13 protein-coding genes, 1 tRNA gene, 4 pseudogenes and 1 CRISPR repeat array are annotated in these 14,248 nt (G+C 54.3%); of the genes and pseudogenes, 7 read left to right on the top strand and 11 right to left on the bottom strand.

From position 1 onward, the window contains the following. Window positions 1-128: 128 nt before the first annotated feature. The 4 genes and pseudogenes from ACYQ04_RS00750 to ACYQ04_RS00765 all read left to right on the top strand — a co-directional run. A pseudogene (locus ACYQ04_RS00750) lies at window positions 129-815 on the top strand (LAGLIDADG family homing endonuclease); the annotation flags it as partial. A gap of 180 nt (window positions 816-995) precedes the next feature. Next, window positions 996-2,165 (top strand): annotated as a pseudogene (locus ACYQ04_RS00755) (helix-hairpin-helix domain-containing protein); the annotation flags it as partial. A gap of 45 nt (window positions 2,166-2,210) precedes the next feature. Then, entirely contained in the window at window positions 2,211-2,786 is a 576-nt protein-coding gene (locus ACYQ04_RS00760; RefSeq protein WP_460126791.1) for a dephospho-CoA kinase, read from the top strand. Window positions 2,787-2,825: 39 nt separating this feature from the next. Next, on the top strand, window positions 2,826-3,242 hold the full coding sequence (locus ACYQ04_RS00765) for an RNA-binding domain-containing protein (RefSeq protein WP_460126793.1): 417 nt from the start codon (window positions 2,826-2,828) through the stop codon (window positions 3,240-3,242). A gap of 465 nt (window positions 3,243-3,707) precedes the next feature. Then, window positions 3,708-4,206: direct repeats of the CRISPR family, unit length 30 nt; unit sequence GTTGCAATAAGACTCGAGGAGAATTGAAAG. An 11-nt stretch (window positions 4,207-4,217) separates the two neighbouring features. Here the strand turns inward: ACYQ04_RS00765 and ACYQ04_RS00770 are convergent. From ACYQ04_RS00770 to ACYQ04_RS00790, 5 genes are read right to left on the bottom strand one after another with little or no spacing between them, the layout of a single operon-like run. Next, entirely contained in the window at window positions 4,218-5,495 is a 1,278-nt protein-coding gene (locus ACYQ04_RS00770; protein WP_460126795.1) for an ABC transporter permease, read from the bottom strand. After that, complete coding sequence (locus ACYQ04_RS00775) at window positions 5,492-6,247, bottom strand: ABC transporter ATP-binding protein (RefSeq protein ID WP_460127238.1); 756 nt, start codon at window positions 6,245-6,247, stop codon at window positions 5,492-5,494. Before ACYQ04_RS00775 ends, ACYQ04_RS00770 begins: the two co-directional genes overlap by 4 nt. Then, window positions 6,237-6,446 (bottom strand): helix-turn-helix transcriptional regulator, encoded by a 210-nt coding sequence (locus ACYQ04_RS00780; protein WP_460126797.1) that lies wholly within the window; start codon window positions 6,444-6,446, stop codon window positions 6,237-6,239. The genes ACYQ04_RS00775 and ACYQ04_RS00780 overlap by 11 nt, the downstream gene beginning before the upstream one ends. After that, window positions 6,446-6,811 carry a hypothetical protein gene (locus tag ACYQ04_RS00785; protein ID WP_460126799.1) on the bottom strand — a complete coding sequence of 122 codons (366 nt, stop codon included), beginning with the start codon at window positions 6,809-6,811 and terminating at the stop codon, window positions 6,446-6,448. The genes ACYQ04_RS00780 and ACYQ04_RS00785 overlap by 1 nt, the downstream gene beginning before the upstream one ends. Beyond that, window positions 6,812-7,192 carry a DUF2178 domain-containing protein gene (locus ACYQ04_RS00790; RefSeq protein WP_460126801.1) on the bottom strand — a complete coding sequence of 127 codons (381 nt, stop codon included), beginning with the start codon at window positions 7,190-7,192 and terminating at the stop codon, window positions 6,812-6,814. A gap of 101 nt (window positions 7,193-7,293) precedes the next feature. Between ACYQ04_RS00790 and ACYQ04_RS00795 the strand changes: the two genes are divergently transcribed. Then, window positions 7,294-7,381, top strand: a tRNA-Leu gene (locus ACYQ04_RS00795). A gap of 1,387 nt (window positions 7,382-8,768) precedes the next feature. Here ACYQ04_RS00795 and ACYQ04_RS00800 read toward each other — a convergent pair. Then, a complete protein-coding gene (locus ACYQ04_RS00800; RefSeq protein ID WP_460126803.1) occupies window positions 8,769-9,200 on the bottom strand; it encodes a CoA-binding protein in 432 nt (143 codons plus the stop codon). A 64-nt stretch (window positions 9,201-9,264) separates the two neighbouring features. Between ACYQ04_RS00800 and ACYQ04_RS00805 the strand changes: the two genes are divergently transcribed. Next, on the top strand, window positions 9,265-9,699 hold the full coding sequence (locus ACYQ04_RS00805) for a hypothetical protein (RefSeq protein WP_460126805.1): 435 nt from the start codon (window positions 9,265-9,267) through the stop codon (window positions 9,697-9,699). Here ACYQ04_RS00805 and ACYQ04_RS00810 read toward each other — a convergent pair. Together ACYQ04_RS00810 and ACYQ04_RS00815 are read right to left on the bottom strand one after the other, a co-directional pair. After that, window positions 9,656-10,078, bottom strand: coding sequence for an NfeD family protein (locus ACYQ04_RS00810; RefSeq protein ID WP_460126807.1), 423 nt, complete (start codon window positions 10,076-10,078; stop codon window positions 9,656-9,658). The two genes, ACYQ04_RS00805 and ACYQ04_RS00810, sit on opposite strands and share 44 nt — an antisense overlap. Beyond that, window positions 10,051-10,698 (bottom strand): M48 family metallopeptidase, encoded by a 648-nt coding sequence (locus tag ACYQ04_RS00815; protein ID WP_460126809.1) that lies wholly within the window; start codon window positions 10,696-10,698, stop codon window positions 10,051-10,053. The genes ACYQ04_RS00810 and ACYQ04_RS00815 overlap by 28 nt, the downstream gene beginning before the upstream one ends. Before the next feature lie 38 nt (window positions 10,699-10,736). On the opposite strand from ACYQ04_RS00815, the pseudogene ACYQ04_RS00820 reads away from it, so the two are divergent. Further along, window positions 10,737-11,536, top strand: a pseudogene (locus ACYQ04_RS00820) (SPL family radical SAM protein). On the opposite strand, the gene ACYQ04_RS00825 reads toward ACYQ04_RS00820, so the two are convergent. From ACYQ04_RS00825 to ACYQ04_RS00835, 3 genes and pseudogenes are all read right to left on the bottom strand, one after another. Then, entirely contained in the window at window positions 11,537-12,166 is a 630-nt protein-coding gene (locus ACYQ04_RS00825) for a diacylglycerol/polyprenol kinase family protein (protein ID WP_460126810.1), read from the bottom strand. A 34-nt stretch (window positions 12,167-12,200) separates the two neighbouring features. Continuing rightward, window positions 12,201-13,519, bottom strand: a pseudogene (locus tag ACYQ04_RS00830) (glycerate kinase type-2 family protein). A gap of 30 nt (window positions 13,520-13,549) precedes the next feature. Next, window positions 13,550-14,218 (bottom strand): TIGR00703 family protein, encoded by a 669-nt coding sequence (locus tag ACYQ04_RS00835; RefSeq protein ID WP_460127239.1) that lies wholly within the window; start codon window positions 14,216-14,218, stop codon window positions 13,550-13,552. Between the last annotated feature and the right edge of the window lie 30 nt (window positions 14,219-14,248).

Below are 14,248 nucleotides of genomic sequence, written 5' to 3' on the forward strand. Positions count from 1 at the left end.
TCCGCCACAAGGCCCACTACTCCGATGGAAGGCAGGTGATATGGTGGGAGTTCAAGGGGCCGGAGTGGATAACCGCTCAAGAACTCAAGGAACTCGTTGAAAACAACAGGGACGAAAAGGTATCGTACATGCTCCTTCAGCCAATTCCAGAGCCGAAAGTTACGGTGGACAGAATTCCTCTGCGGAAACCGAGTTATGTCTCAAATCAGTTCGGAAAAACGGATAAATTGCATCCCTCTGTGAGGAGAACCCCCGAATTCTTACCACTAAACTTTGAAACTGCGAGGCTGTTAGGCCTGTGGATTGCCGAAGGTTCAACGTCTAAAACAGGTGCTATAAGCTTTGCTATTGGTACTCACGAAATAGAGATTACAGAATTCCTCGTTCAAACTATTAAAAAGTATTTCCCACATGCTAACGTTGTTGTGGAAGACCACGAGCGGAACAGGAGAACTGTCCGCTTCTGCAACAAGAGATTTGCAGAATGGCTCAGAGAGAACATCGGACACCAGGCCCATAAGAAGCGGATTCCCGACGTGCTTCTCTTTAACAGGAATCGAGAAGTTAGACTCGGCCTTCTGAGGGGCCTCATTGAGGGAGATGGCTACATTAAAAGAGACAACGGTGCCGGTAGGGTCAACTACATAAGCTATACCACAGTTTCTCCCACTTTAGCCTACCAGATTCAGCTCCTCATTGGCTCCCTTGGATATGTTTCTTCAATTTCGAGAAGCATACGCAAGTCGGGAATTGGGAAAACCAGAAAGCCAATTTACGAGGTCAAAATCAGCGGGCGCTCCTACTATATGTTGCTCGAAGAACTCGGTCTTGAGGTTCCTCCGAAAGGAAACAGGACCTACAACGTGAACACCATCTGGAACGGTTATCTTCTATTCAAAGTTCGCTCCGTTGAGGAAGAGTTTTACGAGGGAGAAGTCTACAACCTTGAAGTCGAGGACGATGAGAGCTACAGCGTCGGCTTTATTGTGCACAATTCAGCGGGTGTCAATCTCCCCTCATTTAGAGTAATAATCCGCGACACCAAGCGCTACGCCGGCTTCGGCTGGACGGATATTCCCGTTCTGGAAATCCAGCAGATGATGGGAAGGGCTGGAAGGCCGAGGTACGACAAATACGGCGAGGCGATAATAGTTGCCAGAACCGACGAGCCGGGCAAGCTTATGGAGCGCTACATTCGCGGAAAGCCTGAGAAGCTCTTCTCTATGCTCGCCAACGAGCAGGCCTTTAGGAGTCAGGTTTTAGCCTTAATTACCAACTTCGGAATCAAAAGCTTCCCCGAGCTCGTCCGCTTCCTTGAGAAAACCTTCTACGCCCACCAGAGGAAGGACTTGAGCTCGCTCGAGTACAAAGCCAAAGACGTGGTTTACTTCCTCATAGAGAACGAGTTCATCGACCTTGACCTCGACGACAGCTTCATGCCGTTGCCCTTCGGCAAGAGAACGTCTCAGCTCTACATAGACCCGCTCACGGCCAAGAAGTTCAAGGACGCCTTTCCGGCAATCGAGCGGAATCCGAACCCCTTCGGAATCTTCCAGCTCATAGCCTCAACGCCTGACATGGCAACCCTGAACGCGAGGAGGCGCGAGATGGAGGACTACCTCGACTTAGCTTACGAGCTCGAGGACAAGCTCTACGCGAGCATACCCTACTACGAGGACTCACGCTTCCAGGGCTTCCTCGGCCAGGTGAAGACGGCAAAGGTTCTCCTCGACTGGATTAACGAGGTTCCCGAGGCGAGGATTTACGAGACATATCTAATAGACCCCGGCGACCTCTACAGGCTCCTTGAGCTTGCCGACTGGCTCATGTATTCCCTCATCGAGCTCTACAAGCTCTTCGAGCCGAAGGAGGAAATCCTTAACTACCTCCGCGACCTGCACCTCCGCCTGAAGCACGGCGTTAGGGAAGAGCTCCTCGAACTCGTCAAACTTCCCAACATCGGAAGGAAGAGGGCAAGGGCTCTCTACAACGCCGGCTTCCGGAGCGTTGAGGCGATAGTGAACGCGAAGCCCGCTGAACTCCTCGAAGTCGAGGGAATAGGTGCCAAAATCCTCGACGGAATCTACCGCTACCTTGGAATCGAGAAAAGAGTGACCGAAGAAAAGCCGAAGAGAAAGGGAACGCTGGAGGACTTTCTTCGGTGAGGGTTATCTTTTTAAATCCCATTCGAGCTACTCGGGGTGGGCTCAATGATAGTAATAGTCACCGGAATGCCCGGTTCTGGAAAGAGCAGGATCGTGAAGGAGTTCGAGAAGAGGGGATTTCCAAGCGTTTCTCTCGGCGACATCGTCCGCGAGGAGACGGTAAAGCGGGGCCTCGAGCTCACGAAGGAAAACGTCGCCAAGGTGAGTATACGGCTGAGGCAGGAACTCGGCCAGAACGCCGTTGCCAAGCTCGCGGTCGAGAAGGTGAGGGCCCTTCTGGAGGAGAGCCCGTTAGTGGTCATAGACGGCGTCCGTTCCCTCGACGAGGTGGGAACCTTCAGAGGAGCCTTTCCCGGGGAGAAAATCGTCATCGTCGCGGTCCACACACCGCCGAAGCTCCGCTTCGAGAGGCTGAAGGCTAGGGGGAGGCACGACGACCCCCAGAGCTGGGAGGACTTCGAGGAGAGGGACTGGAAGGAGCTCCGCTTTGGAATCGGTGGTGTTATAGCGATGGCAGATTACATGCTGATAAACGACGGGAGCAAGGAGGAGTACGAGGAGAAGGTAGAGACCCTCATTGAGGACATCACGCGCGAACTCAAGAAGGGTCAGAACGGTTGACTTTATAAGTCCTCCCTCGACATTAGGCCCGGTGGGAGCATGGAGGAGCTGTTTGAGGAAGTCGAGCTTGAGGCGTACGTTTACCCGACCGAAAGCCTTGAGAAGGTAAAGAAGGCTATGCTGAACCTCGTGCCGGATTTGGAGTTCGAGGCCTTTGACCGGGGCGATTACGTAATCCTCACCGGAAAGACGAGGAGCAGGAAAGCGCTGAGCAGGCTCTACGAGCTGTTCCGCGGGCAGGCGATACTCGACACCGCGCGCTCCTTCCTCGAGGAGGGCTACTTCGGTGAGGAGATAATCGTCAAGGTGAACAAGCAGGCCGCTTACGCGGGAGTGGTGAACTTCAACGAGGAGTCCCCGTTAGGCCCGATAACGATAATAATCCGCACGAAGAACCCGAGGAAGCTCATGAAGTGGCTCGCCCCGAGGACAAAGGACGGCGTGCCGATTGAGTGATACCTCGACAAATGCGGTTCTTCACAATTTTTTGGCTCGCTTTGGCCTTCCTTTGGGGAATACCCTTACAGGTCCGCCCCGGAAATCGATTTTTGTGGTTATGTAGACGTAACTTATTGGAATGATTTTGTTGGTCTGTGTAACGAGATATTTTCGGACAGTCTTAATGATGCATTCCCGCGCCTAAACGACCGTAAAACCTGCTTAAATTGGATTGTTTTTGGGACAGACGCAGGATAGCCGTTGGACAACCCAACAGAGGTCAGTAACACCCCGGGAAATCGCGGTAAGGTATTCCACTGACTGAGGGAAGCACCAATCAGGGTTGTTCGCGCTTGTGGGAGTGCCCATCAAGCGGTTTGGACAAGCCACAAAGGGTCCGGGTTAAAGCCCGATTTCCAGAAATGCTTAAATATTAGAAGGTCCGTCTTTCTCTGTTGGGCGAAAGGGCGAGTTTCGCGCCTTGTTGCAATAAGACTCGAGGAGAATTGAAAGCACTAAGTCATCGTCGTCGTCTTTCTTGCCGACCGACTGTTGCAATAAGACTCGAGGAGAATTGAAAGAACTAAGTATTACTCCAGGACCGGCGTTGTGGTCGGCAGTTGCAATAAGACTCGAGGAGAATTGAAAGTAAGCCCAAAAAAGTCAAATCATAGCCCTCCTGCTTGAGTTGCAATAAGACTCGAGGAGAATTGAAAGCTCGCTATTACTACACTGAATTTGAGGACAGGGACGAGTTGCAATAAGACTCGAGGAGAATTGAAAGGGGGACAGATGGGGATGGTAGGGCTCCGTGGGGAGTCGTTGCAATAAGACTCGAAGAGAATTGAAAGTCATTTCCGAGTCTATCATCTCGTGTATCTCTATGCGTTGCAATAAGACTCAAGGAGAATTGAAAGGAATGGGAAGTCGTGCTCTTATACTCGTAAAGAGGGTTGCAATAAGACTCAAAGAGAATTAGAAAAGAAAACCCGCTCACTCTCTCCCCTTCCGCCTTCCCCATCCGAGCCTTGCGGTCAGGATTTTCTCGCTGGCGAAGACCCTCGCGGTTACGTAGAGCGTTGCACCGGCGACGATGGCGAGGTAGGCTATACTCGCGCCGAGGGCCGTGTAGTCCTTCGCTATGAGGTAGCGGTAGTCCACGACAGGGTGAGTGAAGGGGCTGGCGAGCAGGAGGTACTTCCAGAGTGCCGGGAGCTGGCTGATATCAACGAACATCAGAATGAACGACGGGAAGGCGAGTGGCAGTATAATCGAGCTGACCACCGTGTTGGCGCTCTGAACGTCCTCGGCGAAAACCGCGAGGAGCATCGCAAGGCTCAGCGAAAAGGCTATCGTCAGGAAGACGACGATGCCGAAGAGTGCCATGCCTGTTGGTGTTATCGAGAGGCCGAGTTCACTCAGCGAAACGCCAGTCTGGGTTCCGAAACCCGCCATGTACTGCTTGAGGCCAATCATGTAAGCTAAGGCCGCTATGACGCCCATAACCGCCGTTCCCGTTATCTTCGATGCCACAATAGTCGTCCTTCTCACCGGGAGCGTCAGGAGCGTCTCAAGGGTTTTGTTCTCCTTTTCGCTCGCCACAGCCCCCGCCGACATCTGGGACGTTATCATGACCATCAGGAAGACTATGAGGGGCAGTCCGTAGGATTGGGAAGCCAGGACCTGCGAGACAACCGTTGGGGGAGCGTCAACGATTCTACCGAGCAGGTAAGACTTGCTCTCCGCCCTTATCGGATGCAGAACCGCGTCCGGGTTCTTCGCGCCGAGTTCCTGAACCTTGAGCTTTGCTATCTCCTCCGAGAGAACGTTTATCACGGCGTTAATCCTGCCCTCGCTCACGCTCTCTCTCATTCCCGAGCCAATCTCCTTGAAGACCCCGTATATCTGGACCGTCGCCACTTCATCGGACTCAATGCTCTCGCTGAAGTTATGAGGAATCACGACCAGAACGTTTTGGTTCTCCTGGAGTGCCTTTCTCAGGGCGTCGTCAACCGAACCCGCGCTTATGACGGTTACCGTGACGTTGGGGGTGACGTTTAGGGCCTTTATCAGCAACTCGCCGTACTTTCCATCGTCGAAGTTGACTATCGCCACGTGCGTTTCCTTCGTCGCGCTTTCAAAACCGAACTGCATCATCTTTCCAAGGGCGGGGTAGACGATAAGGGGCACGATTATAAGGCCGAAAATCAGCTTTCTGTCCCGCATCAGGTTCTTTATCTCCTTCTTGGCCATGACAATGAAATCGCTCATGAGCCCTCACCTCCGACCGGCTCCGGAATGCTCACGCCGATGGCCCTCATGAAGACCTCCTCAAGGTTCTCGGCGTTGTATTTTTCTTTCAGCTCCTCCGGCGTACCAATCTCGACGATTCTTCCGCCGGCAATCATGGCAACGCGGTCGCAGAGGAACTCGACTTCGAGCATGTTGTGGCTCGAAATAAGGAACGTCGTTCCTTTGCTCCTCGCGAAGCGCCTTATCGTCTTCCTTATCTCGTAGGCGTTCACTATGTCGAGCCCGCTCGCCGGCTCGTCGAGGATGGCTAACTTCGGCCTCACCATGAGGGCCCTCGCTATCAACAGCTTGCGCGTCATTCCCTTGGAGTAAGTTGAAACCTTGTCGTCGAGCCTCTCCCCGAGGCCGGAGAGCTCAACACCCAGCGTAAGCATCTCCCGGGCTTTCCGCTCGTCTTTGGCGTAGAGCCTTGCCATGAACTCCAGGTACTCCCTCCCGGTGAGGTTCTTGTACGCTCCGGCCTCCTCGGGCAGGTAGCTGATTAGTGCCCTGACCCTGTCGGCTTCCTTGACGACGTCATAGCCCGCTATTTTCGCCGTCCCGCCGGTTGGCTTCAGGAGCGTTGCGAGGATTTTGAGGGTCGTGCTCTTTCCCGCTCCGTTCGGCCCGATGAGACCGAAGATTTCGCCCTCTCGGATGGAGAAGCTCACACCCTTGAGGGCCTTTACCTTTCCATAATCCTTCTCAAGGTTCTCAACCTCAACGAGCATTTTCATCACCCTCGTAGATGAAGATGTCCTCGATTTTAACGCCGAAGAATCGCGCTATCTTGAAGGCCAGCCTTAGGGAGGGGTCGTATTTCCCTTTCTCAATCGCAATAACCGTCTGCCTCGTAACCCCTAAGGCCCTTGCGAGCTCTTCTTGAGTTAGCCCTTTCGCCTCCCTAAGCTCGCGCAACCTGTTGTGCATCACATCACCCTCTCGTAGTAAGCTTTCAGAATTGCTGCGGCCAAAACGCCTGCAAGCAGGGGCAAAATGAGCCACTTAGAAAGCAGAACTGCCGTTTCGTAGTCGTGGCCAATAAGCCATATCAGCTCGTAGCCGAAGACCACGAGACCAATCCCCATTCCGTTGTAGAGGCTCTTCAGGGTTAGCAGCTCTGTCCTCTCGTCGGTTACTGGTTCCCTTTTGTTGTACACCCTCAGGAGGAGCCACGCCCCGAGCCATGTGATTGTGAAGAAGAGCCAGCTCAGGTAGGTGTTTATCCCGGAATAGTAGCTCATCAGCAACATAGTCGCGAAGAGAAACAGGAAGTGGATTGTTTTGAACCCCATTCACATCACCCGCGAGTAGTAGTGCCTCATGCACAGCTTGAGGACAGACGTTAAAACCATCAGGGCAAGGGCGAGGTAGTAGGCGCTCCTCAGGCCCGGCTCCCTCTCGGAGAGAACCGAAAGGACCACTACGGAAAATGCCATTGCCAGCACGACCCCCTGGAGAGTTCTCCGCGAGGCGGCCTCCTCGATGCGGAGTGTTCTTTCATCGCTTATGACTTCACCGCGTTTTTGGAGCCACTCCGCGTAGAGGAACGAAGATGCAATTGAAGCCGCTAGAACTCCGAAGGCCAGAAGAACACTTCCCTTCCACAGTGCGAGGCTCAGCAGGAGGGCCGTTGTTGTGGGGATTGCGTATCCAATGAGCTTCCACCTATCCATGCTCCCACCATGTAAAGTTTCCTTTACGTAAAGCTTCCTTTACGTCCTTATAAGGCTTTCCCCTCAAAGCTTTTAAAGGTGGAGCGAAAACTCACTTCCGCGCGGGGGTAGCCGAGCCTGGCCAAAGGCGCGGGATTTAGGGTCCCGTCCCGCAGGGGTTCCCGGGTTCAAATCCCGGCCCCCGCACCATAACGAAAGACAAGGGGGCTCCGCCCCCTTATCTCTCTGTACTCTCAAACCCCCGGAGTGGGGCTTCGCCCCACAACCCCGTTTTCTCTTAAAACTCCGGGGGGCTAACGCCCCCACACCCCCTAATAGCTTTTTCTGACGAAAACGCTGGCGGAGAAACTTTTCTGGTGAAAAGTTTCATCAAAGTTCGTGATTCCCTTGTTGAAAAAAGCCTAATTCTTTGAGTGGATTTCTTTTTGGGTTGCTCCTTTGAAGGGGTGAATTCCTTTAAAAGCGCCTTTTAAGTGGGTTCACGTCTTTAGCGCTCCAAAGGAGCGCGGGTAAATGGAACCCGCGTGGAAGGCCTTAATCCAAATGAATTCAAACTTCCAACGGCGGGCTTGGTTTTGAAATCCTATTATGCTGGAGCTTTAAAGAAGAATCACGAGCTTTTGGTGAAGCTTTTTTCAAAAGCTTCCTTCGCAAGCGCTGGCGGAAGATGATGTGCCTTTTTGAAGTATTCATTTCTGAGTGGGTTTCTCATTCACTTGCTTTTAGGCGAGTGTTCCATTCTTTAAACGGCGTCCTTCGGACGCCAATGACAAAGTTGGAACTGCTTGAAAAGCCTTGTTTGGTGGTAAACCCGGTCTAAACTTGCACTCGGTCAGTGCACGACTGACTTTTTGCTTTTTGAGAAGAAGGGCGTTCTTTTCGCCAGCCTTTCTCAAAGGCTGAGCGCGAAGTTTGACCAAGGTTCGTGATTCTTCTCTAAGAATGAAATTTTAAGGAGTTTGTACTCTTAAGTGGCAGTACTCTCAAGGAATTCTCTTTAAAAGGAGTTATTTAGGAGGGGTTTCTCTAGGAGGCGCTCCTTCGGAGCGCGGGGAAATGTAAACCCGCGTGAGAAAGCTTCCAAAATTTAGGAATTCGCCACACTACAAGAGCCCATTAAAAGCGCAAACACTCTCAACGGAGCCCCTACAAAAAGAATCACAAACTTTGATGAAACTTTGCCGGGCAAAGTTTCTTTGGTGAAGCTTTTCCAAAAGCTTCAGCGCTGGCGGAAGATGCGTGCCTTTCTAAGAATTGGCAAGTTCTGAGATGGGTTTCTACTCAACTTGCCCTTTGGTGAGTGTTTCACTCTGAAAAAGCGCCCAGAGGGCACCGATAAAAATGTGAAACTGCTTGAAAAATGTTTGTTTGGGGGATTAAACCCCTTTCAAAGTTTTGATTGATTATTGCACGACTGTTTTCTGCTCTTTGGCTAGAAGGAGCATTTCTTTCGCCAGCCTTTCTCAAAGGCTGTTGCAAAGTTTCTTGGTGAAGCTTTTGGGAAAAAGCTTGCTTGGGGGGTTCGCTTTGAGAAGATGTTATCCAATGCTGGAAAAAGTTGGATTAAAGGCCAATATCAGTCCCCGATGAGCCTCGCGTGCTCCTGCTTGATACAGCGGTGGGCGACGGCGATAAGGCCGGACTCTTTGGCCCTTCTGAAGGCTTCCCGGTCATAGGTCCCGAACTGGAACCAGACAACTTTCGCGCCCCTCTTTATCGCCTGCTCAACGTAGTCCTTCGTGAACTCCGGCCTTACGAAGAGGTCAACTATCTCGACCTCGTTGGGAATGTCGAGGACGCTCGGGTAGCACTTCCGCCCGAGAACCTCGGAGTAGCGGGGATTAACGGGATAGACCTCGTAGCCCTTCTCGATGAGGTAGCACATGACCTCATTCGCGTCGCGCTCGGGCTTCGGAGAAGCTCCAACGAGGGCTATCTTCCGGTACTTCGTCAGAATCTCCCTCACGTCATCGTCGGTCAGCCTGTCAACGGGCATTATCCTAACCATCGTATCACCACCATAGGTTTGGGAAGGGGTTTAAAGCGTTGGCGGGAACCTCTACCGATGGGCCATGCTCTACGAGGAAACGCTCTATTCCAAGTGGATAATCGCCCTGCTCGTCCCTCCGATAATAGGTATGTCAATCGGCCTCTACGAGAGCTTCGCCACCGGCCAGGGCGTCCTCATAATGACCGTTGCAACGGCCCTCACGATAGCGGTAATCCTTGAGGCGATGGCCTTCCGCGTGAGGGTTTACGAGGAGGGAATATTTCTCAGCGGTTTCCTCGGCCTCTTCATCAGAAAAACCATTAGGATTGACGAAATCGAGTGGTTCGCGGTCAGGGAAGGCTGGACGAGCTGCCCGGCGAAGATTCACTTCACCCTGCCGGCGAGGGCCTGCGTCTATCTCAAGAGGCGGAAGGGCTGGGACGTCTCGTTCTCGACCAACCGCCCGGAGGAGCTCACCGAGGTTCTTCGCTCGCTGGGGGTTCAACGAGGAGCTTAGTCCCCTCAACTCCCACGACCCTCACTTTCTCGCCCCTCCTCGCCGTCCCGTGAAGGCATTTCGCGCGCCAGAACTCACCGTCGAGCTTCACGAGGCCCTCGGGCGAGAGGTCCTCCACGACAATAGCGGTTCTGCCGACAAGCGATTCTGGCCCCGTCTGGGGCCGTTTTTCGAGCCCGCCTCCGAGCACGTACGGAGCTATCAGAACGTCCTTGACGAGGAGGATTCCCAGAATCAATCCCGTGACGAGGGCCGGCACTTCTATTCCCAGGGCTGGAAGAACGGCGAGCAGAACTATGGCAACGATTATCTCGTCCGCCATTAGCGCGATGAATTTAAGGATTCTTCCAATCACTCCCTTCCCTCCAGCCATCTCCATCCCTCGTTGACCTCAACTACCCCCCACCAGCGCTTCAATTCCCGTCTGGCCGTTTTGTAGTCAGGATAAAATCCCCCCACGAGCCTCCAGAAAGCCCTGGAGTGGTCGAGGTAGCGTAGATGCGCCATCTCGTGGATTACGACGTACTCAATCAGCCTCTCGGGTAAGGCCGCGAGGCGGAGGTTGAAGCTCAGGTTTCCCCTGCTCGAACAGCTCGCCCACTTCGTCCGCTGGTTTCTGATGTAGATTTTGCCCGGGGAAACACACATCAGGACGGAGTAGAGGGCGACGAGCGCTGTTACCCTGTCCCGCAGGAGCTCCTTCAGGGCCTTTCGCGCCCGCTCGCGCTCGGCCGGGAGGATTAGCTTCTCGTCCCTGCACTCAACTTCCCGAACGTTCCCCAGCTCGAGCCGGTAGAACTCGCCGAAGAACGGGAAGCCCCTCGACGATTCCCTCCTGACCTCCTCGAGCTCCCTCAGCCTGTTGCTCAGCCACCTCTCGTGCTTTTTGATGAAGGCATTTACGTCAAAGCCCTTCGGCGCCGTCACGACGATTCTCCCGTCGGGCTTGACTTCGAGCCTCGCATAGCGGACGGGCCTGTGGCGAACCTCGACTTCCATGCGACCACCTTATTAAGGTGTAGTCACTACCCGTGCTTATGAAGGTTGAGGTAATAAAGCGGAAGGCCAAATCCATCTACACGCGCTCGCGGATTCCCGGCGTTTCTTGGAGCGTCAACCAGTACGTTGGCTGCTCCTTCGCCTGCCCATACTGCTACGCTAGGAGCATCGTTCGTGAGTTCAGGGGGAAGGAATGGGGGAGCTGGGTGATGGCTAAAATCAACGCGCCTGAACTTGCGAGGAAGCACGTGAAGGGGAAGGTCGTGATGTCAACCGTCAGCGACCCCTACCAGCCGGTTGAAGCCGGGCTGAAGCTCACCCGCTCGACGCTCCGCTTCATGGACAAGAGGAACGAGCTCTCAATACTCACCAAATCGCCCCTCGTGACGAGAGACATCGACCTCTTAAGCTCTTCCGCTCGATTGAGGTCGGCTTAACTCTCAACTCCTTTGAGGGTCGTGAAAAAACCGTACTCGAACCGTTGACACCGGTTATGAAAGCCCGCTTCAACGCCCTCCAACGGCTCCATGATGAAGGAATAAGAACGTACGCCTTCGTCAGCCCGATAATACCGGGGGTTACAGACGTCTCGGGGATTGTGGAGGAGACAAGAGGTTTTGTCGATTACTACTTCTTCGAGGTGCTAAACCTCCGAAAGGCCGGGAATGAATTTCGAGAGACGCTCCACTCCGAGTTTCCAGAGAGCTACAGCGTTCTAACCAGCGAGGGGCTTTTCAGGGTTTTCATCTCGGAGCTCCGCGACGAGGTTCGCTCGCTGGGGATAAAAACGGAGGGCATAGAGGCGCACTTTAGAGGTTGGGGGTTTGTGCGGGTTTAATCACCACGTCAGCGACAGCAGGGGCTCGCCGTAGGCGAGCCACAGGAGGAGGGCAGTCGTGAACGGAACCGTAAACTCGTCGTAGGCCGAGCGGAGGGGAAGGCTCTCAAGGACAGTGGCGACGAGGGCGACGCCGGCGATGAGGCTCCAGCTTGGGTCGAGCGAGAGAACCCTGTGGGCACCCCAGAGGGCCAGAACTGAAACAATGAACATCGTTGCGCTTCCGATTAGGGTCTTCCGCGGGTTCCAGGGAATCCTCGGTCCGCCGAGGGCCTGTCCGGCTATGGCGTTGAAGCAGTCGCCGAAGGTCGAGACCCATAGGGCCGAGAGCGCCATGAGCTTTGGAAAGACCGTGCAGATAATCCCCATCGTCACCCAGAAGAGGAAGCTCCCGAGGAAGTTGTCGCGCTCGTCTTCCCTCGCCATCGTTCGGTAACTGAGGTCCGCTACCGGAACGGTGAACTTCCAGCCCCGGAGGAGCTTGAGGTGCTGGAGCGTGTAGAGGAAAGCCAACGACCAGACGACGAGCAGGGTAACCCATCTCGGTGTGAAGAGTATTATCGGAGCGCCGAGGATTCCCGGTGAAACGTGCCAGAGCTTTCTTACAAGCTCCCTTCTGCTCAAGCCCATTGATTGCACCCTAACATCATCGGAGTGGGAGTATTTATCGGTTTTCCCCGGGAGCTCCAACAACCGCTATGACCATCGAGTTCACGTTCGTTCCGGTTGGGCCCGTCTTGAGGAGCGCGCCGATCCTTTTGAGCGCGCGGTAGCTCTCGTGGTTCTGGAGGGCCTCCTCAACGTCAACACCCGCTTCCTCAAGCCTCTTTAAGGTCTCCCCGTCCACGATTCCTCCCGCTACATCTGTCGGTCCGTCGGTTCCATCGGTGTCGAAGGTAACAACGGTAACGTTGAGACCCGCTATCTTTCGGGCAATGCTCAGTGCGAACTCCTGATTAGGTCCACCGAGGCCCTTCGCGTCCCCGACGGTCACCGTCCATTCGCCCCCGAAGACGAGGACGGCGGCTTTTTAACGGGCCTGTCCCGCTTTGCTACCTCCTCTATTATCGAGCCGACCGCCAAAGCGACCTCTTTAGCTTCGCCTTCGAGCGTAGTCGTCATCACCGTCGAGTTGAAGCCGAGCTCTTCAGCTTTCCTTGCGACGGCCTCGCAGGCCCTCGCATTGCCTGCGATTATGAAGTTGTGGACGTTGTCGAGTTCCTTCGGCGTTTCTTCTATTTCCCCGCGCATGCCCCGCTCGATGACTCTTCTCACGCTCTCTGGGACTCTATCCCAGATTCCGCGCCTTACAAGGACTTCGTAGGCATCTCGGTAAGTTGTCGGGTCCGGCACGGTTGGGCCCGATGCTATGAAGCTCGGGTCGTCACCAACGACGTCCGACACGAGCAGGCCGATTACGGTTCCCTTCACAGCCTTTGCCAGCCTTCCGCCCTTGACCTTAGATATATGCTTTCTGACGGTGTTGATTTCCCTTATCGTTGCCCCGCTCCTGAGTAGGAGCTCGTTCGTCCTGATGAGGTCTTCGAGGCTTATTCCTTCTGCCGGATAAACGAAGAGTGCGCTTCCGCCTCCGGAGATGAGGGTCAGAAGGATATCGTCTCTGCCAACATTCTCCGCGAGCTCAAGGCCCAGCTTTCCGGCCAACAGGGAGTTCCCGTCCGGAATCGGGTGGCCCGCTTCGATTATCTTCGCTTCAATTCCATCGCAATCCATAGCATAGCCGTGCTTCGTAACTATCAGCGCGTCCCTTACCCGCTCACCCGGGATGGTCTCAAAGACCGCCCTCGCCATTCTGCAGGAGGCCTTTCCTATGGCGAGGACGTAAACCCTGCCCTTCACTTCGAACTCTCTGCCCAGAACGGTGAGCTTCCTTCCATCAAAATTGAGGCTCCGCTTCACCGAGAAGTAAGGGTCGGCCAAGCGTATGGCAGTTCGAACGAGTTCAAGGGCGACTTCCCTCATGGGATAAAATTGATAGGGAAGCCTTAAAAATCAGTCGAGCATCGCCAGAATCTTGTCGACCTCGTTCGAGACCTCGACGTCGAAGAGGTGTATCGTCGGCAGGAGCCACCAGAGGCGGTAGTTGTGGGTCTTGTCTTCTTCGCCGTAGTACTGGAAGACGAACCTTCCGAAGCCGGTCAGGTCGCGGTGGACGTCCCTGACCTCCCTCAGAACCCTCCTCACCTTCGGCGGATACTCCTTGAAAGGTAGCGGAAGGCTCTTCACGAAGACGTTGTCCTTGAAGAAGTCCGTGGTCAGGCCGACACTGCCAACGTGCTTCTCAAGCTGGTTGAACTTCTTGGCCGTCCAGAAGCGGTGCAGGATTAGCCTCGGGTCCTCCTTGGCGAGCGGGTAGTTGGCTTCCTCCGTATCGAGCCAGAACTCAAGGTAGGGCTGACCGCGCTCTATGACGATTCTCGCCAAAAGCCTTGCGTTCTTCGGTATCTCCCTCTGGGTCTCGCTGATGTGGTACTCCCTGCCGTCCTGCGTGTAGGTCTCGCCCTCCTCGTGGGTTCCCGTCCTTGAGACGAAGTAGGCCTCCTTTCCGTCTATCGTTCCGAGGTGCAGGTCGTAACCCCACGCCTTCAGGTCCTTGAACTTGAACCTCCTCTCGGCCGGAACGACTCCGGTGTTCTCGACTATGTAGTAGCCCTCGAGCATTTTCTTCACCTCAAGTAAATAAAAGAGTTG

The sequence above is a fragment of the Thermococcus prieurii genome, assembly GCF_054657655.1.